Origin of the sequence: Streptomyces sp. NPDC046887 (assembly GCF_040644755.1) — a bacterium.
Lineage (GTDB): Bacteria > Actinomycetota > Actinomycetes > Streptomycetales > Streptomycetaceae > Streptomyces > Streptomyces lichenis.
In genome coordinates this window covers 1-22,052 of sequence record NZ_JBEYXH010000054.1, presented here as the reverse complement: position 1 = coordinate 22,052, position 22,052 = coordinate 1, and the positions used below count along the sequence as shown (strand labels likewise).

The following is a 22,052-nucleotide window of genomic DNA, read 5'->3' as shown; positions in this document are numbered from 1 at the left end:
GGTTCAACTGGCAGCGTAACGGCACTCGGAAAGCCGCATCGGAGGTATCCCCCATGGCACCGAACACCGCCCACCGCCTCGGCCTGGTCGCGATCGCCGCGCTGGCGGCCGTGCGGCAGCCGGTCCGCACCACCGACCCGTTCGCCGCCGTCCAGGCGGAGACCCGGCGGCACCGTCGTCGGCACGGCTGCGGGGCGGTGACCTACGGGGACGGCTCGCTGCCCGCGGTGATCGCCGCGGCGACCGGGGCCCGCCGGATCGTGGAGGTGGGCACCGCACTGGGCTACACCGCCCTGTGCATGGCGCAGGCCGCCCCGGACGCCCGGGTGGAGACGGTCGAGTCGGACGAGGAGCATGTACGGCTGGCCCGGGCCGCCATCGCCGCGCACGCCGACCCCTCGGTGGCCGAGCGGATCACCGTACGGCCGGGACGGGCCGAGCGGGTGCTGCGCGAACTGCCGGGGGGCGGCTACGACCTGGCGTTCTTCGACGGCTTCACCCCGACGGGTGAGCTGGTCGCCGCCCTGCACCGGCTGCTGCGGCCGGGCGGCTCCCTGCTGGTCGGCAATCTGGTGCTCGGCCCGGAACCGGCCGTCTCGGTCCATCTCTCCGATCCGGACCGCTGGCAGAGCCACGCCTTCGGGGAGACGGCCCTGTGTGTGAAGCGGTGAACCGGTGAGCGGCTTCTCAGCCCTCCCCGCGGAAGGCGTCCACCGCCCGGTCCAGCCGGTGCCGGGCCGGGGTGGTGCGCCAGTTCCGCCACCACTGATGGAGGCGCCCCAGCGCGTAGCCGGCCGCGACGGGCGCCACCCCCCAGACGTACTCCGCGTACTCCCGCACCTGCTGCATCAGCGGCCTCCAGCCGTCGGTGTCCTCCCGGCACCCCGAGCGGGAGCACCGGCCGGACTCCAGCCTGGGGGCGGGGCGCGGTCCCGCCCGGTACACGGCCGGCGGATCTGCGGTACGGCTCTGAGCTGCGGGTTTCCGGCGACCGGCAGCGGGCCGGTAGAGCGGTGGTACGGCCTTCGGCGAATCGGCACCCCGGGCTCGGGCACTGCACTAGCCTCCGACGGAGGGAAGCGGAGGGGACCCGGAAGGGAAGGAGGCGCCCGTGCCGTCCGAGGACTTCGACGCAGCGCGACTGCGGGAGCTGGACCGCCTCGCGGACCGCGGTGCGGCGCCCGCCGAGATCGAGGGCTGCCCCGCCCTGCTGGGGTGGCTGCCGGGCGCACGGGTACCGCAGCCGGACACCCCGGCGCGGCGGGCCCGGGCGGTGTACGCGCTGTTCCGCGAGGTGGTGGCGGCGGCGCAGGCCGGGCACCAGGCGGACGGCGGCGACACGGGCGCGCGGGAGACCCTGGCGGTGGGCGCGCTGTTCGGGCTGGTGACCTGGGGGCCGGGCGAGCGCCCCGACCCGGACCGCGCCTCCTCCGCCAATCTGACGGTCCGGCGGGCGCTGGCGGGCAGCTGGCTGTCGCCGCCGATCGCGGCGGAGACCTTACGCCGCCCCCGTACCAAGCAGCGGTTGCTGACCGCCTTCCGGCACACCCTGGACGACCACATCCCGGACGGCCGGGCGCCGCATGGACATCCGGGCACGGAACCGGCCCGGCGGCGTTGGCCGGTGGCGGCCACCGCGGCCGTACTGCTGGTCGTGGCGGCGGGGTACGGGCTGTACGCCTGGGGGCCCTGGCACCGGGAGCAGCCGTCCACGTCCGCCCAGGGCAGCGCCAGGGTCAAGGACCGCGGGGTGGACGAGGAGAACACGGCCAGCGCGGGGGCGCCGGTCAAGGTGGTGTCGGTGACGCGGGTGCCCCTCGACGAGGCGAGCTGGGTCTTCCCGGACGCCCGCGACTTCTCCGCCGCCGAGCTGGCCGAGATCGGCGACACCGGGGACATGCGCCGGTACGACGCCTGGTTCCTGGAGCGCGACGCGGTGCCGGTGAACGCCCGCGAGGACCGGATCGTGCTCCAGGGCGACTCCACCCGCACGGTACGGGTGACGGACCTGGTCGTCGACAAGAAGTGCGGCCCGCCCCTCACCGGGACCTTCTTCGAGAACCCCAGCGCGGGCCAGGACACCTCCGTCGTGCTCACCGCCGATCTGGACGAGCCGGTCGCCGACGTCCGCAGTACCCGCCCGGGCGGGGAGGAGGCGCGCTACTTCGCGGGGCACTCCCTCACCCTGAAGCCGGGGGAGCAGGAGGTGGTGGTGGTCCGGGCCTCCACCACCCGGTTCTCCTGCGCGTACAACCTGGACTTCACGATCGTGGACGGCGACGAGAACCTGGTCCAGACGGTGAAGGACCACGGCCGGCCGTTCCGGGTCTCGGCCGATGCGTACGACGAGGAGAAGACCCACCCGTACGACGCCTACCAGCGGGTGTACGTCGGCGGGGTGGCCTCGGCCGCCCGGCTGTGCGGCGACGGCACCTTCGCACCGCTGGACCCCGGCACGTTCACCGCGTCACCCGACAGCTGCCCCTGACCCCGCCGGTCCCGCCCTCACTCCCCCAGCGCCCCCAGCGTCCCGTGGGCCAGGCGCCGCAGCAGGGCCTCCATCTCACCGCGGCCGAGCGGGCCGATGTGCGGGGTGGAGTTGAGCAGCCCGAAGACGGCGTGCACGGCGGCCCGGATCTCCGGTTCGGGCGGGGCCGGGTAGAGCTCGCGGACGACGGCGACCCACACCTCCACGTACTGCCGCTGGAGCTGGCGGACCCTGCGCCGGTCGGCGTCCCGGAGGCGGTCCAGCTCGCGGTCGTGCAGGGTGATCAGAGGGCGGTCGTCGAGGGCGAAGTCGATATGGCCGTCGATGAGCGCGCCGAGCAGCGCCTCGGGGTCTCCGGCCGCCTCCGCGACCCGCTGCCGCCCGCCGTCGAGGAGGCGCTCGCTGATGCCGACCAGCAGCTCGGCGAGCATGGCGTCCTTGCCGGGGAAGTGCCGGTACAGCCCGGGTCCGCTGATGCCGACCGCCGCCCCTATCTCGTCCACGCCGACGCCGTGGAAGCCGCGCTCGGCGAAGAGGCGGGCGGCCTCGCGCAGGATCTGCTCGCGGCGGGTGGGGGCGTCGGTCCTGGTGGTCATGGGGAGATTCTAGACAGCGGCGTTAGCGCTCGTTAACCTGAGCGCGGAGTTAACGTTAACTAACACCGGCAGGCGTACGGGCAAGGGGGCTCGACACGATGCGACAGGCAGCGGCGGCGGCGACCGGACGGGCGCCGGGCATGGGCGCGTCCCAAGCGCCCGTCCTCGGCAGCGCGGCGGACCCGAACGGGGCCGCCTGGGCGGCGAACGAGGCGGCCCACCGGGAGCTCGCCGACGAGCTGCGGGGCAGGCTGGCGGCGGCCCGGCTGGGCGGCGGCGAGCGGGCCCGGGCCCGGCACACCGCGCGCGGCAAGCTGCTGCCGCGCGACCGGGTGGACACCCTGCTCGACCCCGGCTCGCCGTTCCTGGAGCTGGCGCCGCTGGCGGCGAACGGGCTGTACGACGACCAGGCCCCGGCCGCCGGGGTGATCGCGGGCATCGGCCGGGTCTCCGGTCGCGAGGTGGTGGTGGTCGCCAACGACGCCACCGTCAAGGGCGGCACCTACTACCCGATGACCGTCAAGAAGCATCTGCGCGCCCAGGAGGTGGCGCTGGAGAACCGCCTCCCCTGCGTCTACCTGGTCGACTCGGGCGGGGCGTTCCTGCCCAAGCAGGACGAGGTCTTCCCGGACCGGGAGCACTTCGGGCGGATCTTCTACAACCAGGCCCGGATGTCCGGCGCGGGCATCCCGCAGATCGCGGCCGTGCTCGGCTCCTGCACCGCCGGTGGGGCGTATGTCCCGGCGATGAGCGACGAGGCCGTGATCGTCCGGAACCAGGGGACCATCTTCCTGGGCGGCCCGCCGCTGGTGAAGGCGGCCACCGGCGAGGTGGTCACCGCCGAGCAGCTGGGCGGCGGCGAGGTGCACGCGCGGATCTCCGGGGTGACCGACCACCTCGCCGAGGACGACGCCCACGCGCTGCGGATCGTGCGGAACATCGTGGCCACCCTGCCCGGCCGCGGCCCGCTGCCCTGGGCGGTGGAGCCGGTGGAGCCGCCCGCGGTGGACCCGGCCGGGCTGTACGGGGCGGTGCCGGTGGACTCCCGCACCCCCTATGACGCCCGCGAGATCATCGCGCGCATGACCGACGGCTCCCGCTTCCAGGAGTTCAAGGCCGAGTTCGGGCAGACCCTGGTCACCGGCTTCGCCCGGATCCACGGCCACCCGGTCGGGATCATCGCCAACAACGGCATCCTGTTCGCCGAGTCCGCGCAGAAGGGCGCGCACTTCATCGAGCTGTGCGACCAGCGCGGCATCCCGCTCCTCTTCCTCCAGAACATCTCCGGCTTCATGGTCGGCAAGGACTACGAGCACGGCGGGATCGCCAAGCACGGTGCCAAGATGGTCACCGCGGTCGCCTGCGCCCGGGTGCCCAAGCTGACCGTGGTGGTCGGCGGCTCCTACGGCGCGGGCAACTACTCGATGTGCGGCCGGGCGTACTCCCCCCGGTTCCTGTGGATGTGGCCCAACGCCAAGATCTCCGTGATGGGCGGCGAGCAGGCCGCCTCGGTCCTCGCCACCGTCAAGCGCGACCAGCTCGGAGACGACTGGAGCGCGGAGGACGAGGAGGGCTTCAAGGCCCCCATCCGCGCCCAGTACGAGGAGCAGGGCAGCGCCTACTACGCCACCGCCCGGCTCTGGGACGACGGGGTGATCGACCCGCTGGAGACCCGGCAGGTGCTGGGCCTGGCCCTGACCGCCTGTGCCAACGCCCCGCTCGGCGACGCCGGCTTCGGCGTCTTCCGGATGTGAGGCGGCCATGACCCATCACCAGAAGCCATGACCCATCACATGAAGCCATGACCAATTCAACTGCGAGGACGGGCATGTTCGACACGGTCCTGGTCGCCAACCGCGGCGAGATCGCCGTCCGGGTGATCCGCACCCTGCGGGCGCTCGGCATCCGCTCGGTGGCGGTCTTCAGCGACGCCGACGCGGACGCCCGGCACGTACGGGAGGCGGACACCGCGGTCCGGATCGGGCCGCCGCCCGCCGGGGAGAGCTATCTGCGCGCCGACCGACTGCTGGCGGCCGCCGCCGCGACCGGCGCCCAGGCCGTCCACCCCGGGTACGGCTTCCTGGCCGAGAACGCCGCCTTCGCGCGGGCCTGCGAGGAGGCCGGGCTGGTCTTCATCGGGCCGCCCGCCGACGCCATCGCGCTGATGGGCGACAAGATCCGCGCCAAGGAGACCGTCAAGGCCGCCGGGGTGCCGGTGGTGCCCGGCTCCTCCGGCAGCGGGCTGAGCGACGCCGAACTGGCCGCCGCCGCCCGGGAGATCGGTATGCCGGTGCTGCTGAAGCCCTCGGCGGGCGGCGGCGGCAAGGGCATGCGGCTGGTACGCGAGGAGGCCGCGCTCGCGGACGAGATCGCCGCCGCCCGGCGCGAGGCCCGCGCCTCCTTCGGCGATGACACCCTGCTGGTGGAGCGGTGGATCGACCGCCCCCGGCATATCGAGATCCAGGTGCTGGCCGACGGGCACGGCAACGTCATCCACCTCGGTGAGCGGGAGTGCTCGCTCCAGCGCCGCCACCAGAAGATCATCGAGGAGGCGCCCTCGGTCCTGCTGGACGAGGAGACCCGGGCGGCGATGGGCGAGGCGGCCGTGCAGGCGGCCCGCTCCTGCGGCTACCGGGGCGCGGGCACGGTGGAGTTCATCGTCCCGGGCACCGACCCTTCCGCGTACTACTTCATGGAGATGAACACCCGGCTCCAGGTGGAGCACCCGGTGACCGAGCTGGTCACCGGCCTCGACCTGGTCGAGTGGCAGCTGCGGGTGGCCGCCGGGGAGAAGCTCGGCCTGGGCCAGCAGGACGTCCGGCTCACCGGCCACTCCATCGAGGCCCGCCTCTGCGCCGAAGACCCCGCCCGCGGCTTCCTGCCCTCCGGCGGTACGGTCCTCGCCCTGCACGAGCCGTCCGGCGACGGCGTCCGCACCGACTCCGGGCTGAGCGAGGGCACCGAGGTCTCCAGCCTCTACGACCCGATGCTCGCCAAGGTCATCGTGCACGCCGCCGACCGGCCCTCCGCGCTGCGCAAGCTGCGGGCCGCGCTGGCCGACACGGTCACCCTCGGCGTACCGACCAACGCCGGTTTCCTGCGGCGGCTGCTGGCCCACCCGGATGTGGTCTCCGGCGACCTGGACACCGGTCTGGTGGAGCGGGAGGCCGACGGGCTGGTGCCGGACGGGGTGCCGGACGCGGTGTACGAGGCGGCCGCGGCGGTACGCGAGGAGGCGCTGCGCCCCGAGCCGGACGCGGGCGGCTGGACGGACCCGTTCTCGGTGCCGAGCGGCTGGCGCCTCGGCGGCGAGGCCGCCCCGGTCACCCACTGGCTGCGGGTGCCCGGTCTCGACCCGGTGGCCCACCGCTCCCGCGCCCGCACCGCCCGGGTCACCCCGGACGCGGTGACGGTGGAGGTCGACGGGGTCACCCACACCTTCCACCGGGCGGGCGGCTGGCTCGGCCGGGACGGCGACAGCTGGCAGGTCACGGACCACGACCCGGTGGCTGCCTCGCTGGGCGCGAGCGCGCACGCGGGCGCCGACTCGCTGACCGCGCCCATGCCGGGCACGGTCACCGTGGTGAAGGTCGGCGTGGGCGACGAGGTCACCGCCGGGCAGGGGCTGCTGGTGGTGGAGGCGATGAAGATGGAGCACGTCATCTCCGCCCCGCACGACGGCACGGTCGCCGAGCTGGACGTCACCCCGGGCACGGCGGTCGCCATGGACCAGGTGCTGGCGGTGGTGATGCCCCACCCGGCGGCCGGCGGCGACGCCGCCGGGACCGGCGAGGGGGCCGAGGGCGCCCAGGAGGCCGCCGGAGACCCCGTAGCCCCGCGGCCCCCCGTACCGACCGGCCAGGAGGCGACCCGATGAGCACTCCCCCGACGGACGCCCTCCCCATGGTGGTCCGCGACCCCGCCCTCCCCGCCCGGGTGCGGATCCACGAGGTGGGCGCCCGGGACGGCCTGCAGAACGAGCAGGCGCGGGTCCCCACCGAGGTCAAGGCCGAGTTCATCACCCGGCTGGCCGCCGCCGGGCTGACCACCATCGAGGCGACCAGCTTCGTCCACCCCAAGTGGGTGCCCCAACTGGCCGACGCCGAGCAGCTGTTCCCCCGGGTGCGGGACGCGCTGCCCGGGATACGGCTGCCGGTGCTGGTGCCCAACGAGCGCGGCCTGGACCGGGCGCTGGCGCTGGGCGCCCGGGAGGTGGCGGTGTTCGCCAGCGCCACCGAGTCCTTCGCCAAGGCCAACCTCAACCGCACGGTGGACGAGGCGCTGGCCATGTTCGCCCCGGTGGTGACCCGGGCCGTGGAGCACGGCCTGACCGTGCGCGGCTATCTCTCGATGTGCTTCGGCGACCCCTGGGAGGGGGCCGTCCCGGTCGAGCAGGTGGTGGCCGTCTGCCGGCGGCTGGCCGAGATGGGCTGCGACGAGCTGAGCCTCGGCGACACCATCGGCACGGCCACCCCGGGCCATGTCTCCGCCCTGCTCACCGCACTGGACGCGGCGGGGATAGCCGGCCACCGGCTCGCCGTCCACTTCCACGACACCTACGGGCAGGCGCTCGCCAACACCCTGACCGCGCTGCGGCACGGGGTGACCACGGTGGACGCCTCGGCCGGCGGGCTCGGCGGCTGCCCGTACGCGAAGTCCGCCACCGGCAACCTCGCCACCGAAGACCTCGTGTGGATGCTGCACGGCCTCGGCATCGAGACCGGGGTCGACCTCGGCCAGCTCACCGCCACCAGCGCGTGGATGGCCGGACACCTGGGGCGGCCCAGCCCCTCTCGCACCGTCCGCGCCCTCACCGGCGCGGCCTCCCACAAGGAGTCCTGATCACCATGTCCCTGGACCACCGGCTCTCCGCCGAGCACGAGGAACTGCGGCGCACCGTCGAGGAGTTCGCCCGCGAGGTGGTGGCGCCCAAGATCGGCGACTTCTACGAGCGGCATGAGTTCCCGTACGAGATCGTCCGGGAGATGGGGCGGATGGGCCTGTTCGGTCTGCCCTTCCCGGAGGAGTACGGCGGCATGGGCGGCGACTACCTGGCGCTCGGCATCGCCCTGGAGGAGCTGGCCCGGGTGGACTCCTCGGTGGCCATCACCCTGGAGGCGGGCGTCTCGCTGGGCGCGATGCCGGTCTACCGGTTCGGCACCGAGGAGCAGAAGCGCGAGTGGCTGCCCCGGCTCTGCTCGGGCGAGCTGCTGGGCGCGTTCGGGCTGACCGAGCCGGGCGCGGGCTCGGACGCGGGCGGAACCCGCACCACCGCCGTACGGGACGGCGACGAGTGGGTGATCAACGGCTCCAAGTGCTTCATCACCAACTCGGGCACCGACATCACCGGGCTGGTCACGGTCACCGCCGTCACCGGCCGCAAGGAGGACGGCCGCCCGCTGATCTCCTCGATCATCGTGCCCTCCGGCACCCCGGGCTTCACGGTGGCCGCCCCGTACTCCAAGGTCGGCTGGAACGCCTCGGACACCCGGGAGCTGTCCTTCTCCGACGTCCGGGTGCCCCTCGCCAACCTGCTGGGCGAGGAGGGCCGGGGCTACGCCCAGTTCCTGCGCATCCTGGACGAGGGCCGGATCGCCATCTCCGCGCTGGCCACCGGGCTGGCGCAGGGCTGTGTGGACGAGTCGGTGAAATACGCCAAGGAGCGCCAGGCCTTCGGCCGCCCGATCGGCGACAACCAGGCCATCCAGTTCAAGATCGCCGACATGGAGACGCGGGCGCACATGGCCCGGGTGGGCTGGCGGGACGCGGCCTCCCGGCTGGTCGGCGGGGAGCCGTTCAAGAAGGAGGCGGCGATCGCCAAGCTGTACTCCTCCACGGTCGCGGTGGACAACGCCCGTGAGGCCACCCAGATCCACGGCGGCTACGGCTTCATGAACGAGTACCCGGTGGCCCGGATGTGGCGGGACTCCAAGATCCTGGAGATCGGCGAGGGCACCAGCGAGGTGCAGCGGATGCTGATCGCCCGCGAACTCGGCCTGAGCGCCGCCTGACCCGGCCCCCGGCCCAGGAGCCCGCCACCCCATCCCGGGGCGGCGGGCTCCCGGCGTGTACGGGGAGGGGCCCCGGGTAGCGGCAGCGGAGGCCAGGGGTACGGGCCCCACCTTGAATGCGCGGTGTGAGGTTAGGCTAACCTGACCGCCGAACCTGCCCGCTGGCCGGATCCCGGCCGTACGAAAGCGACTCCACCATGACGACCGGCAACGACCGCGCCTCTCACCTCACCCGCCGGGGGCTGCTCGCCGCGGGCGGCGCCCTCGGGCTCGGCGCCGCTCTGGTCGCGTGCGGCGGCGGCAAGGAGGACAAGGGCGCGGACGGCAAGGCCTCCGGGCCCTGGAAGTTCACCGACGACCGCAAGAAGACCGTCGAGACGAAGACGGTCCCCAAGAACATCGTCGCCTTCGTCGGCACCGCCGCCGCCCTGCACGACTACGGCGTCGAGGTGAAGGGCGTCTTCGGCCCGACCACCGTCAAGGACCCGAAGACCAAGCAGGTCAAGCCCGATGTGCAGGCCGGCGATCTGGACGTCGACAAGCTGACCGTCATCGGCAACGCCTACAACGAGTTCGACATCGAGAAGTACCTGAAGCTGGAGCCCGAGCTGCTGGTCTCCGCGATGTGGCTGCCCGGCAAGCTCTGGTACGTCCCGGACACCTCCCACGACAAGATCTCCAAGCTGGCGCCGACGGTGGCCCTGGAGGCCTCCAAGACCACCATGGCCAAGGCCGTCCAGCGCCACGCGGAGCTGGCCGGGTCGCTGGGCGCGGACCTGAAGAGCAAGAAGGTCACCGACGCCAGGGCCCGGTTCGAGAAGGCGTCCGCCCGGCTGCGCGCCGCGGCGAAGTCGCGCCCCGAGATCAGGGTGCTGATCGGCTCCGCCAGCGCCGAGCTGTTCTATGTCTCGCTCGCCTCGACGTCCGCCGACACCGCCTACTACGAGGAGCTGGGCGTGAAGTTCGTCAAGCCCAAGGTGGACAAGGCGGGCTTCTTCGAGAGCCTCAGCTGGGAGAACGTCGACACCTACCAGGCCGACGTGATCATCATGGACAACCGCACCTCGGCCATCCAGCCCGCCGACCTGACGTCCAAGCCGACCTGGGCCCGGCTGCCCGCGGTCAAGGCCGGCCAGGTGTACCCGCGGGTGACCGAGCCGATCTTCTCCTACGACAAGTGCGCGACCATCCTGGACGACCTCGCCGCGGCGATCGAGAACGCCAAGAAGGTGGCCTGACCCCCATGGCGACCACGGCGGCCACCGTTCCGTTCACCTTCTTCTCCCTGCGGGTGGCCCGGACCCGGCGGCTCGGTCCGTCGCTGGTCCGCGTCACCTTCACCGGGGCCACCGAGGACGGGCTGAGCGCCTTCGCCTCGGGCGGGTGCGACCAGAGCGTGTCGCTGTTCCTGCCGGCCCCGGGACGGGACGAGCCGGGGCTGCCGGAGTTCACCACCGGCGAGGACTACCCTCCGGTCCTCGCCGGCTGGCGGGCCATGCCCGACGGCGAGCGCGCGGTGATGCGCTCGTACACCGTGCGCGAGCAGCGGAGAGGCCCGGACGAGCTGGACATCGACTTCGCCGTGCACGAGGACGGCGGCCCCGCCTGCCGCTGGGCCCTGGCCGCGGCCGAGGGCGACCGGGCGGTGGTGCTCGGCCCGGCGGTCGCGGACAACACCGCGGTGCGGTTCCGGCTGCCCGAGGACGCCGACGAGGTGCTGATCTGGGGCGACGAGACGGCACTGCCCGCCGCCTCGGCCATCCTGGGGGCGCTGCCCGCGGGGATACGGGCCCGGGTCTGGCTGGAGGTCCCGTGCGCGGCCGACCGGCTGGAGCCCGCCACCGCCGCGGACGCCGAGGTCGTCTGGCTGGTCCGCGAGGAGGGCGCCCCGTCCGCCGTCGAGGCGGTGCGGGCCGCCGAGCCGACGGGGGCGCGGCCGTACGCCTGGATCGCCGGCGAGTCCGGCTCCGTCAAGGCGCTCCGCCGCCATCTGGTGGGCGAGCGCGGCATCGACCGGCGCCGGGTCACCTTCGTCGGCTACTGGCGGCGCGGCCTGACCGAGGACGCCCTGCGCTCGGCCCCGGCGGAGCCGGACACCTACTAGAACACGCGCGGAACACGGGCGGGATCGGCCACCAGGCCTCCCGCCCGTACGCATACCCGGGCCCGTTCACGTATGCGCACCCGCCCCCCACCCCGTACGCCATCGCAACGCACCGCCCCGCCCACCCCTCCACCCCACCTTTGCGAGCCCTAACAGGCCTTCACAACTCCCGCACCGGGCACCGGCATTGCCGAGTTGCTTACGTAAATTAGGTTAGGCTAACCTCACTCACGAAGCCGCCCTTCCCCATGCCCCCTGCCCCGGGAGGACCATTCCCATGCGCTCGCACCTGCTCAATGACGCGACGGCGGATCAGTACCGGCGTTCCGTCACCGAAGGAGTCGAGCGAGTGGCGGACAGACTCGCCACCACCCGCAGGCCGTTCACCGGCGCCACCCCCGAGGCGCTGGCGCCGCGGATCTCGGCGGTCGACCTCGACCGGCCGCTCGGCGACTCCTCCGCCGCGCTGGACGAGCTGAGCGGGCTCTATCTGGACGACGCGGTCTACTTCCACCACCCGCGCTATCTGGCCCACCTCAACTGCCCGGTGGTCATCCCCGCCGTGGTCGGCGAAGCGGTGCTCTCCGCCGTCAACTCCTCCCTGGACACCTGGGACCAGAGCGCCGGCGGCACCCTCATCGAGCGGCGGCTGATCGAGTGGACCGCCGACCGGGCCGGGCTCGGACCCGCCGCCGACGGGGTGTTCACCTCCGGCGGCTCGCAGTCCAACCTCCAGGCACTGCTGCTGGCCCGGGAGGAGGCCAAGTACGACGACCCGGCCCAGCTCCGCGTGTTCACCTCCGAGTCCAGCCACTTCAGCGTGGAGAAGTCCGCCAAACTCCTTGGTTTGCCCGCCCGTTCGGTGGTGTCCATCCCCACCGACCGCGAGCGGCGGATGCAGACGGTCTGGCTCGCCGCCGAGCTGGAGCGGTGCGCCGCCGAGGGGCTGGTGCCGATGGCCGTGGTCGCCACCGCCGGCACCACCGACTTCGGCTCCATCGACCCGCTGCCGGAGATCGCCGAACTCGCCGCCCGCCACGGCGCCTGGACGCATGTGGACGCCGCCTATGGCTGCGGGCTGCTGGCCTCCCCCACCCGGCGCCACCTGCTCGACGGTATCGAGCGGGCCGACTCGGTGACCGTGGACTACCACAAGTCCTTCTTCCAGCCGGTCAGTTCCTCCGCGCTGCTGGTCCGCGACACCGCCACCCTCCGGCACGCCACCCACCACGCCGAGTACCTCAACCCCCGCCGGGCGGTGGCCGAGCAGATACCCAACCAGGTGGACAAGTCGCTCCAGACCACCCGCCGCTTCGACGCGCTCAAGCTCTGGATGACCCTGCGGGTGATGGGCGCCGACGGGGTCGGGCAGCTCTTCGACGAGGTCTGCGAGCTGGCCTCGGCCGGCTTCGGACTGCTCGCCGCCGACCCGCGCTACGACGTGGTGGTCAGCCCCACCCTCTCCACCCTGGTCTTCCGCTACATCCCGGCCGCCGTCACCAGCCCCGGCACGATCGACCGGGCCAATCTGCACGCCCGCAAGGCGCTGTTCGCCTCCGGGGACGCGGTGGTCGCCGGCACCTCCGTGGACGGCCGCCAGTACCTGAAGTTCACCCTCCTCAACCCCGAGACCACCACCGAGGACATCGCCGCCGTTCTCGACCTGATCGCCGACCACGCCGAGCAGTACCTGGGAGAGAACCTTGTCCACGCCTCCTGAGCCGCGCCAGGCTCTCGACTTCATCGGGATCGGACTGGGCCCGTTCAACCTCGGGCTGGCCTGCCTCACCGAGCCCATCGAGGAGCTGGACGGCGTCTTCCTGGAGTCCAAGCCGGACTTCGAGTGGCACTCCGGGATGTTCCTGGACGGCGCCCACCTCCAGACGCCGTTCATGTCGGACCTGGTCACCCTCGCCGACCCGACCTCGCCGTACTCCTTCCTGCAGTACCTCAAGGAGAAGGGCCGGCTCTACTCGTTCTACATCCGCGAGAACTTCTATCCGCTGCGCACCGAGTACAACGACTACTGTCGCTGGGCGGCGAACCGCCTCTCCTCCATCCACTTCGACACCACTGTCACCTCGGTGGAGTTCGAGGAGGCGGAGGAGGTGTACGCGGTGCGGACGGCCGACGGCCGGACGCTGCGAGCCCGCCGGCTGGTGCTGGGCACCGGCACCCCGCCGTACGTCCCGGAGGCCTGCGAGGGGCTGGACGGCGACCTGATCCACAACTCGCGCTATCTGCACCGCCGCGAGGAGCTGGTGAAGAAGGAGACGATCACCCTGGTCGGCAGCGGCCAGAGCGCCGCCGAGATCTACCAGGACCTGCTGTCCGAGATCGATGTGCACGGCTACCGGCTCAACTGGGTCACCCGCTCCCCCCGGTTCTTCCCGCTCGAATACACCAAGCTGACGCTGGAGATGACCTCCCCGGAGTACGTGGACTACTTCCACGCTCTGCCCGAGGAGACCCGCTACCGGCTGGAGGCCCGGCAGAAGGGGCTGTTCAAGGGGATCGACGGCGAGCTGGTCGACGCCATCTTCGACCTGCTCTACCAGAAGAACGTGGCCGGACCCGTCCCCACCCGGCTGCTCACCAACACCGCGCTGACCGGCGCCTCCTACGAGAACGGCAGCTACACCCTGGGGCTGCGCCAGGAGGAGCAGGGCAAGGACTTCACCATCGAGACCGACGGGCTGATCCTGGCCACCGGCTACCGGTACGCGGTGCCCGGCTTTCTGTCCCCGGTCCGCGACCGGATCCGCTGGGACGGCCAGGGGCGCTACGACGTGGCCCGCAACTACTCCATCGACACCACCGGACGCGGGATCTTCCTCCAGAACGCCGGGGTGCACACCCACTCCGTCACCAGCCCCGACCTGGGCATGGGGGCCTACCGCAACGCCTACATCATCCGGGAGCTGCTCGGCCGCGAGCACTACCCGGTGGAGAAGTCCATCGCGTTCCAGGAGTTCGGCATATGAGCGATATGCATGGCATGGCCGATATGGATGACATGAAGGACATTCCCGAGAGGGGCCGCGCCCCCGCCCCCGAGGCGTTCGCCTTCCGCCCGGTCGATCCGGCCGCCGACGGCGAGCTGCTGCACCGCTGGGTCAGCCACCCCAAGGCGGCCTACTGGATGATGCGGGACCTCACGCGGGAGGACGTGGAGCGCGAGTACGCCGCGATCGCCGCACACCCGCACCATGACGCCTTCGTCGGGGAGCTGACCGGGCGGCCCGCGTTCCTGATGGAGCGGTACGACCCGAGGTATGTGGAGCTGGTCGGGCTGTACGAGCCCGAGCCGGGCGACGTCGGGATGCACTTCCTGGTCCCGCCCGCCGAGACCCCGGTGCACGGCTACACCCGGGCGGTGATCACCGCCGTGATGCGGGAGCTGTTCGCCGACCCGGACACCGTACGGGTGGTGGTGGAGCCGGACGTACGGAACGCGGCCGTCCACGCCCTCAACGCGGCGGTCGGCTTCGAGACCGTCCGGGAGATCGCCAAACCCGAGAAGGACGCTCTCTTGAGCGTATGCACCAGAAAGCAGTTCGAGGACGCCGTGGGAGCCGCCCGATGACGATCACCGAGACGACCCTGACCAGCACCTATCAAGGCGTGCCCGCTCCCGAGGACGCGGTCGCCCATCTCACCCCCGAGCGCTGGGCGCGCGCCAACCGGCTGCTGGTCCGCAAGGCGCTGGCCGAGTTCAGCCATGAGCGGCTGCTCACCCCCGAGCCGCTGGAGGCCGGCCGCTACCGGGTGACCAGCGACGACGGGACGGTGGAGTACCGCTTCGCCGCCGACCGCTACGCCCTGGACCACTGGCAGGTGCGCGCCGAGTCGATCACCCGGCACCGGGGCGGGGAGGAGCTGGAGGTGGACGCCCTCCAGTTCGTCACCGAGCTGCGCGGCTCGCTCGGGCTGAGCGAGCAGATCCTGCCGGTCTACCTGGAGGAGATCTCCTCCACCCTCTCCGGTACGGCGTACAAGTCCACCAAGCCGCGGATCAGTGCCGCCGAGCTGGCGAAGGCCGACTTCCAGTCGATCGAGACCGGGATGACCGAGGGCCACCCCTGCTTCGTCGCCAACAACGGCCGCCTGGGCTTCGGCATCGGCGAGTACCACGCCTACGCGCCGGAGGCGGCCCATCCGCTGCGGCTGCTCTGGCTGGCCGCCCGCCGCGACCGGACCGCCTTCACCGGCGGCGAGGGCGTCGACTACGAGGCCTTCATCCGGGCCGAGCTGGGCGACGCGACCGTGGACGGCTTCGCCGCCACCCTGGCCGCCCAGGGCCTGGACCTCGCCGACTATCTGCTGATCCCGGTGCACCCCTGGCAGTGGTGGAACAAGCTCGCGGTCACCTTCGCCGCCGAGGTCGCCCAGCGGCGGCTGGTGCCGCTCGGTGAGGGGCAGGACCGCTACCTGGCTCAGCAGTCGATCCGTACCTTCTTCAACGCCACCGACCCCGCCAAGCACTACGTCAAGACCGCCCTGTCCGTCATCAACATGGGCTTCATGCGCGGGCTCTCCGCCGCGTATATGGAGGCCACCCCGCTGATCAACGACTGGCTGGCGGATCTCATCGAGCGGGACGAGGTGCTCACCGCCGCCCGTTTCTCGATCATCCGGGAGCGCGCCGCCGTCGGCTACCGGCATCTGGAGTACGAGGCCGCCACCGACCGCTACTCCCCCTACCGCAAGATGCTGGCCGCGCTCTGGCGGGAGAGCCCGATGCCGACCCTGGCTGACGGCCAGCGCCTCGCCACCATGGCCTCCCTCCTCCACACCGACGAGGACGGCGGATCCCTGGCGGCCGCGCTGGTCGTCGAGTCGGGGCTGTCCCCCGCCGCGTGGCTGCGCCGCTATCTGGACGCCTATCTGCTGCCGATCCTGCACACCTTCTACGCCTACGACCTGGTGTGGATGCCCCATGGCGAGAACGTCATCCTGGTCGTGGAGGACGGCGCGGTGGTCCGGGCGGTCTTCAAGGACATCGCCGAGGAGATCGCGGTGATGGACCCGGAGGCCGACTTGCCCCCGGAGGTCCGGCGCATCCGCGTCGAAGTCCCCGAGGACACCAAACTCCTCTCCATCTTCACCGACGTCTTCGACTGCTTCTTCCGTTTTCTCTCCGCCATCCTGGCCGACGAGGGCCTGCTCTCCGAGGACGGCTTCTGGCGCACGGTGGCCGAGACGGTCCGCGACTACCAGGCATCCCGGCCGGAGCTGGCCGAGAAGTTCCGCCGCTACGACCTGTTCGCGCCCGAGTTCCGGCTGTCCTGCCTCAACCGGCTCCAGCTGCGGAACAACGAGCAGATGGTGGACCTGGCCGACCCGGCCGGCGCCCTCCAGTTCGTCGGCACCCTGAGCAACCCCCTGGCACCCCACGGCCCGAAATAGGCCCCTTCATCCCCCGGGTCCAGACCAATAGCAGCCCCTCAACGCCCATCCTTGCCCGAATCCGGGCAGGGATGTTGCGTAAATCGGCTCACGGCCCTCAGTATCTACGGGTGCTCGAACGCCGCCCGTCGCATGACGACCTCATCGACCACCTGGTGCGCAGCACCGCGCTGCGGCGCGGTGAGGCCTCCCGGGTGGTGCTCGATGTGCTGGCGTACTTCGACGAGACGACCGAGGAGTTCGTCCGCCGCCGCCACCGCGAACTGCAGGCGGCCGGCGCGGTGAACGCCACGATCTTCGAACGCATCGCGGCCGAGCTGCCGCACCGCGCCGTGGCGCCGCCGGGGCTCTCGCTCCGCCAGCTGCGCCGCATCGTCTACGGCTGACCCGGCCACCCCGCCCCGTAGAACAGGCGGGGACGGCCCCGGGCACACACGAACCACTCGGAGGGGTTTTCACCATATGTGCGGAATCGTCGGTTACATCGGCAAGCGCGACGTGGCTCCGCTGCTGCTGGAAGGCCTGCAGCGGCTGGAGTACCGGGGCTACGACTCGGCGGGCGTGGTCATCACCAGCCCCAAGGCGACCGGCCTGAAGATGGTCAAGGCCAAGGGCCGGGTCCGCGAGCTGGAGGCCCGCGTCCCCAAGCGCTTCACCGGCACCACCGGCATCGCGCACACCCGCTGGGCCACCCACGGCGCCCCGAGCGACGAGAACGCCCACCCGCACATGTCCGGTGACGAGAAGGTCGCCGTGGTGCACAACGGCATCATCGACAACGCCACCGAGCTGCGCGCCAAGCTGGAGGCCGACGGCACCGTCTTCCTCTCCGAGACCGACACCGAGGTGCTGGTCCACCTGATCGCCCGCTCCGAGGCGGACACCCTGGAGGAGCGGGTCCGCCAGGCGCTGAAGCACGTCGAGGGCACCTACGGCATCGCCGTGCTGCACGCCGACTTCAACGACCGCATCGTGGTGGCCCGCAACGGTTCCCCGGTCGTCCTCGGCATCGGCGAGAAGGAGATGTTCGTCGCCTCCGACGTCGCCGCCCTGGTCGCCCACACCCGCCAGGTGGTCACCCTGGACGACGGCGAGATGGCCACCATCAAGGCCGACGACTTCCGCACGTACACCACCGAGGGCTCGACCACCACGGCGACGCCGACCACCGTGGAGTGGGAGGCCGAGTCGTACGACATGGGCGGCCACGACACGTATATGCACAAGGAGATCTCCGAGCAGCCCGAGGCGGTCGACCGGGTGCTGCGCGGCCGGATCGACGACCGGTTCTCCACCGTGCACCTGGGCGGCCTCAACCTGGACGCCCGCGAGGCCCGTGGCATCCGCCGGGTCAAGATCCTGGGCTGCGGCACCTCGTACCACGCCGGCCAGATCGGCGCCCAGATGATCGAGGAGCTGGCCCGGATCCCCGCCGACGCCGAGCCGGCCTCCGAGTTCCGCTACCGCGACCCGGTGGTCGACCCCGACACCCTCTATGTCGCCGTCTCCCAGTCCGGTGAGACCTATGACGTGCTGGCCGCCGTCCAGGAGCTGAAGCGCAAGGGCGCGCGGGTCCTCGGTGTGGTCAACGTGGTCGGCTCCGCGATCGCCCGGGAGACCGACGGCGGCGTCTACGTGCACGCCGGCCCCGAGGTCTGCGTGGTCTCCACCAAGTGCTTCACCAACACGGTGGTCGCCTTCGGCCTGCTCGCCCTGCACCTGGGCCGGATCCGGGACCTCTCGGTCGCCGACGGCAAGCGGATCATCGAGGGCCTGCGCAAGCTGCCCGCCCAGATCACCGAGATCCTCAAGACCGAGGACGAGATCAAGGCGCTGGCCGAGCAGTACACGGACGCGAAGTCCATGCTGTTCATCGGCCGGGTCCGGGGCTACCCGGTGGCCCGCGAGGCCTCGCTGAAGCTCAAGGAGGTCTCCTACATCCACGCCGAGGCCTACCCGGCCTCCGAGCTGAAGCACGGCCCGCTGGCGCTGATCGAGCCCGCGATGCCGACGGTCGCCATCGTCCCGGACGACGACCTGCTGGAGAAGAACCGCGCCGCCCTGGAGGAGATCAAGGCCCGCAGCGGCAAGATCCTCGCGGTCGCCCACCAGATCCAGGAGAAGGCCGACCACACCATCGTGGTGCCGAAGAACGAGGACGAGCTGGACCCCATCCTGATGGGCATCCCGCTCCAGCTCTTCGCCTACCACACCGCCCTGGCCCTCGGCCGGGACATCGACAAGCCGCGCAACCTGGCGAAGTCCGTCACCGTGGAGTGACGTCCCCGGCCGGATGAGGGGCGGCCCCCGGCGCGTACCGCATCTCCGTACGCACCGGGGGCCGCCCCCGTTTCCCTTGATTGCCCTACGGGATGACGATCACCGGGCGTTGGGCGCGGCGGGCGAGCCGCCCGGCGACCGAGCCGAAGATCCGGCCGACGATTCCCTGGGTGGAACCGACCACGATGGCGTCGGCCGCGTACTCCCGGCCGACCTCCTCCAGCTCGTGGCAGATGTCGCCGCCGCGCTCCACCAGGATCCAGGGCACCTCGCTGAGGTAGTCCGCGCAGGCCAGCTCCAGCCCGAGGACCTCGGTGCGGTGGTCGGGGAGGTCCACGAAGACGGGCGGCTCGCAGCCGGCCCACACCGTGGTGGGCAGCCGGTTGGCCACATGGACGATGATCAGTCCGGAGCCGCTGCGCCGGGCCATGCCGATGGCGTAGGCGAGTGCGCGCTCACTGGACATCGAGCCGTCGAAGCCCACCACCACCCCGTACATGAAGGCGGGGTCGCAGGAATGACGTGGCTCGTTCGCCGCCAGGGGGTCGACCGTGTGATCGGCGACCTGCCTGCGGTCCGCGGGTTCGGGGATTTCGTGACCGGCCATCGGTGTCTCGACGAATCGGGTCCTTGTAAGAAGGAACAGGGAACGGGGAACGCTCCGCCGGGTGGCGGCCTCGTGCCGTGGTCCGGGAGTCAGTCCGGGAATCACCCTTCCGTCCGGGCTTCACCCTTCCGTCCGGGATTCACCCCTCTGGTCCGGGTTTCCATCTCCCGGTCCGGGGTTCACCCTTCCCGTCCCATACCCCAAGAGTACGGCGGCACTCCGCCACTGCCCAGTGGCCGCCCCGCGCCCGCCGCCCTGCCGCGGCGGTCACACGGCGTTCCAGGGAGCATGCACGAGCCCGACCCGTATGGCAATGCCGGTTGTGTCGTACAGCGTTCCCGTACGGGAGGGGTGACCGGCGTACGCGATAGCCCGGCCTCGGGTGCGTCACGGGCGGCGGTACGCGGAGGCGTCGGCCCTCGGGGGCGTCACGGGCGGCGGTACGCGGGGTGACCGGCCGCGGGGCCGATCGTTGGCCACGGGGTGCGGGGAGCGGCCCCGTACCGGCCAACGGCCCGCCGTCCCTCCTCCGCCCCGGGAGCCGCCCGTGCCCGTCCACCCGCAGCGCCCGCCCTCCTCCTCCCCGTCCGCGCCCGGCGCCGAGCCGGGCCCCGTGCGCGCGGCGGGCCTGGTGGTCCGCTGGGCGGCGTTCGGCTGCGCGCTGGTGGCGGTGGGCGCCGTGGTCGCGGGTACGTCCTCGGGGGGCGCGGTGGCGGCCGCCCTGGGGCTCGTCGCGGTGACCGGCGCCTGCCGACGGGTGCTGCTGCGCCGCGCGGAGCGGTCCGGCCCCGGCGACGAGGGCTGAGAGCCAAGGTCCGAAGCGGAGGCGGTCCCTCCCGTCCGGCCGGGAGTACCGTACGGCTGACGCTTTCGCACACCTGCACCCGTATGTTTTCAGCCAACTTCCGGCTGAGGGTGCCCCCCGGTCCGAACGTCCCATCAGGGCCCTTGTCACCAGGCAAGACAGGGTCGCGGGGGTTGTTCGCACCCTACGCGGTTGGGCCATGCCCGGACAGCGCACTTCCCTGCGCGGCCCGCGGATGGAACCCTTCGTGATCGAATGCTTCGCGCCAAGTTGCCTTGTCGATATAGCGCCGGATGCGGAACTTGCCCCACCGGCGCTGCGGGAACCAGTAGATTCGATCATGACCAACGCCGACTGGGGACCCGTGCCAAACCGAGGGGAAACGTGCAGGTGCGACAGGACCTAGGAGACGCGAACACCGAGGGGGGCTTAGCGTCATGAGCCAGGACTCCGCCGTGTCGGAGACGGGGCGCAAACTGTCGGGGCGGCGCCGTCGCGAGGTCGTCGCGGTGCTGCTGTTCAGTGGCGGTCCCATCTTCGAGAGCTCCATCCCGCTGTCGGTGTTCGGCATCGACCGGCAGGACGCCGGGGTGCCGCGCTACCGGCTGCTCGTCTGTGCCGGTGAGGACGGACCGCTGCGCACCACCGGCGGGCTGGAGCTGAGCGCCCCGTACGGCCTGGAGGCCATCGGGCGGGCCGGGACCGTCGTGGTGCCGGCCTGGCGCTCGATCACCTCGCCGCCGCCCGCCGAGGCGCTGGAGGCGCTGCGCCGGGCGCACGAGGAGGGGGCCAGGATCGTAGGGCTGTGCACCGGGGCGTTCGTCCTGGCCGCGGCCGGTTTACTGGACGGGCGCCCGGCCACCACGCACTGGATGTACGCGCCGACACTCGCCAAGCGCTACCCGTCGGTCCATGTGGACCCGCGGGAGCTCTTCGTGGACGACGGGGATGTGCTGACCTCCGCCGGGACGGCGGCCGGAATCGACCTGTGTCTGCACATCGTGCGGACCGACCACGGCGCCGAGGCCGCCGGGGCGCTGGCCCGCCGACTGGTGGTGCCGCCGCGCCGCACCGGCGGCCAGGAGCGCTATCTGGACCGCTCCCTGCCCGAGGAGATCGGCTCCGACCCGCTGGCCGAGGTGGTCGCCTGGGCGCTGGAGCACCTCCACGAGCAGTTCGACGTGGAGACGCTGGCCGCCCGTGCGTATATGAGCCGCCGGACCTTCGACCGCCGGTTCCGCTCGCTGACCGGCAGCGCGCCGTTGCAGTGGCTGATCACCCAGCGGGTGCTCCAGGCGCAGCGTCTCCTTGAGACCTCCGACTACTCGGTGGACGAGGTGGCGGGGCGCTGCGGCTTCCGCTCGCCGGTCGCGCTGCGCGGGCACTTCCGCCGCCAGCTCGGCTCCTCGCCCGCCGCCTATCGGGCCGCGTACCGGGCCCGCCGCCCCCAGGGCGAGCCGGCGCCCGTGCCGGGGCCGCTGATGGAGGCGGTGCTGCCGACCCAGGGCGGTCCTGGGGCACGCCGCCCCGCCCCCGCCGGGGTGGGTTCACCGGCCGGACCCCCGTCCGGCCACGAACCGGACGCCTTCGCCCCGCTCCGCGGCGCCGCACTGCCGGGCCCCCGCGGCGCCTCGTAGCACCACCCGTACCGCCTCACCAGCCAGTCGCTGCCGTCGCCGGGGGCGAGCCCGTCCAGCCGCGCGGCGAGGGTGTCGGTCAGCCGTTCCCAGGTGATCGGTTCGAGTCGCACGC

At 72.2% G+C, this 22,052-nt stretch carries 19 protein-coding genes and 1 pseudogene; 16 read left to right on the top strand and 4 right to left on the bottom strand.

The window, feature by feature from the left end:
* Positions 1 to 53 precede the first annotated feature (53 nt).
* Entirely contained in the window at positions 54 to 671 is a 618-nt protein-coding gene (locus ABZ945_RS31140) for a class I SAM-dependent methyltransferase (RefSeq protein ID WP_361276449.1), read from the top strand.
* Positions 672 to 687: 16 nt separating this feature from the next.
* Here the strand turns inward: ABZ945_RS31140 and ABZ945_RS31135 are convergent, their stop codons facing one another.
* Complete coding sequence (locus tag ABZ945_RS31135; protein WP_361276446.1) at positions 688 to 849, bottom strand: hypothetical protein; 162 nt, start codon at positions 847 to 849, stop codon at positions 688 to 690.
* A gap of 262 nt (positions 850 to 1,111) precedes the next feature.
* On the opposite strand from ABZ945_RS31135, the gene ABZ945_RS31130 reads away from it, so the two are divergent.
* The gene (locus tag ABZ945_RS31130; protein ID WP_361276443.1) at positions 1,112 to 2,488 is read left to right on the top strand and encodes a hypothetical protein; all 1,377 of its coding nucleotides are present in this window, start codon (positions 1,112 to 1,114) and stop codon (positions 2,486 to 2,488) included.
* 17 nt (positions 2,489 to 2,505) lie between these two features.
* Here ABZ945_RS31130 and ABZ945_RS31125 read toward each other — a convergent pair whose 3' ends face one another.
* A complete protein-coding gene (locus ABZ945_RS31125) occupies positions 2,506 to 3,084 on the bottom strand; it encodes a TetR/AcrR family transcriptional regulator (protein ID WP_361276441.1) in 579 nt (192 codons plus the stop codon).
* 140 nt (positions 3,085 to 3,224) lie between these two features.
* Between ABZ945_RS31125 and ABZ945_RS31120 the strand changes: the two genes are divergently transcribed.
* From ABZ945_RS31120 to glmS, 12 genes are all read left to right on the top strand, one after another.
* Positions 3,225 to 4,838, top strand: a complete 1,614-nt coding sequence (locus ABZ945_RS31120; protein ID WP_361276485.1) for a carboxyl transferase domain-containing protein — start codon at positions 3,225 to 3,227, stop codon at positions 4,836 to 4,838.
* Positions 4,839 to 4,912: 74 nt separating this feature from the next.
* The gene (locus ABZ945_RS31115; RefSeq protein WP_361276482.1) at positions 4,913 to 6,961 is read left to right on the top strand and encodes an acetyl-CoA carboxylase biotin carboxylase subunit; all 2,049 of its coding nucleotides are present in this window, start codon (positions 4,913 to 4,915) and stop codon (positions 6,959 to 6,961) included.
* Positions 6,958 to 7,926: a hydroxymethylglutaryl-CoA lyase gene (locus ABZ945_RS31110; RefSeq protein WP_361276438.1), complete on the top strand. Its 969-nt coding sequence runs from the start codon at positions 6,958 to 6,960 to the stop codon at positions 7,924 to 7,926. Before ABZ945_RS31115 ends, ABZ945_RS31110 begins: the two co-directional genes overlap by 4 nt.
* Before the next feature lie 5 nt (positions 7,927 to 7,931).
* Entirely contained in the window at positions 7,932 to 9,095 is a 1,164-nt protein-coding gene (locus ABZ945_RS31105; protein WP_361276435.1) for an acyl-CoA dehydrogenase family protein, read from the top strand.
* A 197-nt stretch (positions 9,096 to 9,292) separates the two neighbouring features.
* The gene (locus ABZ945_RS31100) at positions 9,293 to 10,333 is read left to right on the top strand and encodes an ABC transporter substrate-binding protein (RefSeq protein WP_361276432.1); all 1,041 of its coding nucleotides are present in this window, start codon (positions 9,293 to 9,295) and stop codon (positions 10,331 to 10,333) included.
* Between the two features lie 5 nt (positions 10,334 to 10,338).
* Complete coding sequence (locus tag ABZ945_RS31095) at positions 10,339 to 11,199, top strand: siderophore-interacting protein (RefSeq protein ID WP_361276429.1); 861 nt, start codon at positions 10,339 to 10,341, stop codon at positions 11,197 to 11,199.
* 277 nt (positions 11,200 to 11,476) lie between these two features.
* Entirely contained in the window at positions 11,477 to 12,919 is a 1,443-nt protein-coding gene (locus tag ABZ945_RS31090) for an aspartate aminotransferase family protein (protein ID WP_361276427.1), read from the top strand.
* On the top strand, positions 12,903 to 14,183 hold the full coding sequence (locus tag ABZ945_RS31085) for a lysine N(6)-hydroxylase/L-ornithine N(5)-oxygenase family protein (RefSeq protein ID WP_361276425.1): 1,281 nt from the start codon (positions 12,903 to 12,905) through the stop codon (positions 14,181 to 14,183). Before ABZ945_RS31090 ends, ABZ945_RS31085 begins: the two co-directional genes overlap by 17 nt.
* A 32-nt stretch (positions 14,184 to 14,215) precedes the next feature.
* Positions 14,216 to 14,785, top strand: a complete 570-nt coding sequence (locus tag ABZ945_RS31080) for a GNAT family N-acetyltransferase (protein ID WP_361276480.1) — start codon at positions 14,216 to 14,218, stop codon at positions 14,783 to 14,785.
* Positions 14,782 to 16,608 carry an IucA/IucC family siderophore biosynthesis protein gene (locus tag ABZ945_RS31075; RefSeq protein WP_361276423.1) on the top strand — a complete coding sequence of 609 codons (1,827 nt, stop codon included), beginning with the start codon at positions 14,782 to 14,784 and terminating at the stop codon, positions 16,606 to 16,608. The genes ABZ945_RS31080 and ABZ945_RS31075 overlap by 4 nt, the downstream gene beginning before the upstream one ends.
* A 110-nt stretch (positions 16,609 to 16,718) precedes the next feature.
* A complete protein-coding gene (locus ABZ945_RS31070; RefSeq protein ID WP_361276421.1) occupies positions 16,719 to 16,994 on the top strand; it encodes a hypothetical protein in 276 nt (91 codons plus the stop codon).
* 76 nt (positions 16,995 to 17,070) lie between these two features.
* Positions 17,071 to 18,888, top strand: a complete 1,818-nt coding sequence (gene glmS, locus ABZ945_RS31065; RefSeq protein ID WP_361276419.1) for a glutamine--fructose-6-phosphate transaminase (isomerizing) — start codon at positions 17,071 to 17,073, stop codon at positions 18,886 to 18,888.
* A gap of 85 nt (positions 18,889 to 18,973) precedes the next feature.
* On the opposite strand, the gene ABZ945_RS31060 is transcribed toward glmS, so the two are convergent.
* The gene (locus tag ABZ945_RS31060; RefSeq protein ID WP_361276416.1) at positions 18,974 to 19,495 is read right to left on the bottom strand and encodes a universal stress protein; all 522 of its coding nucleotides are present in this window, start codon (positions 19,493 to 19,495) and stop codon (positions 18,974 to 18,976) included.
* Between the two features lie 547 nt (positions 19,496 to 20,042).
* Here ABZ945_RS31060 and ABZ945_RS31055 point away from each other — a divergent pair.
* Both ABZ945_RS31055 and ABZ945_RS31050 read left to right on the top strand, forming a co-directional pair.
* Entirely contained in the window at positions 20,043 to 20,300 is a 258-nt protein-coding gene (locus ABZ945_RS31055) for a hypothetical protein (RefSeq protein WP_361276414.1), read from the top strand.
* A gap of 437 nt (positions 20,301 to 20,737) precedes the next feature.
* A complete protein-coding gene (locus ABZ945_RS31050; protein ID WP_361276412.1) occupies positions 20,738 to 21,937 on the top strand; it encodes a helix-turn-helix domain-containing protein in 1,200 nt (399 codons plus the stop codon).
* 20 nt (positions 21,938 to 21,957) lie between these two features.
* On the opposite strand, the pseudogene ABZ945_RS31045 reads toward ABZ945_RS31050, so the two are convergent.
* A pseudogene (locus tag ABZ945_RS31045) lies at positions 21,958 to 22,050 on the bottom strand (uridine kinase); the annotation flags it as partial.
* Positions 22,051 to 22,052: the final 2 nt, after the last annotated feature.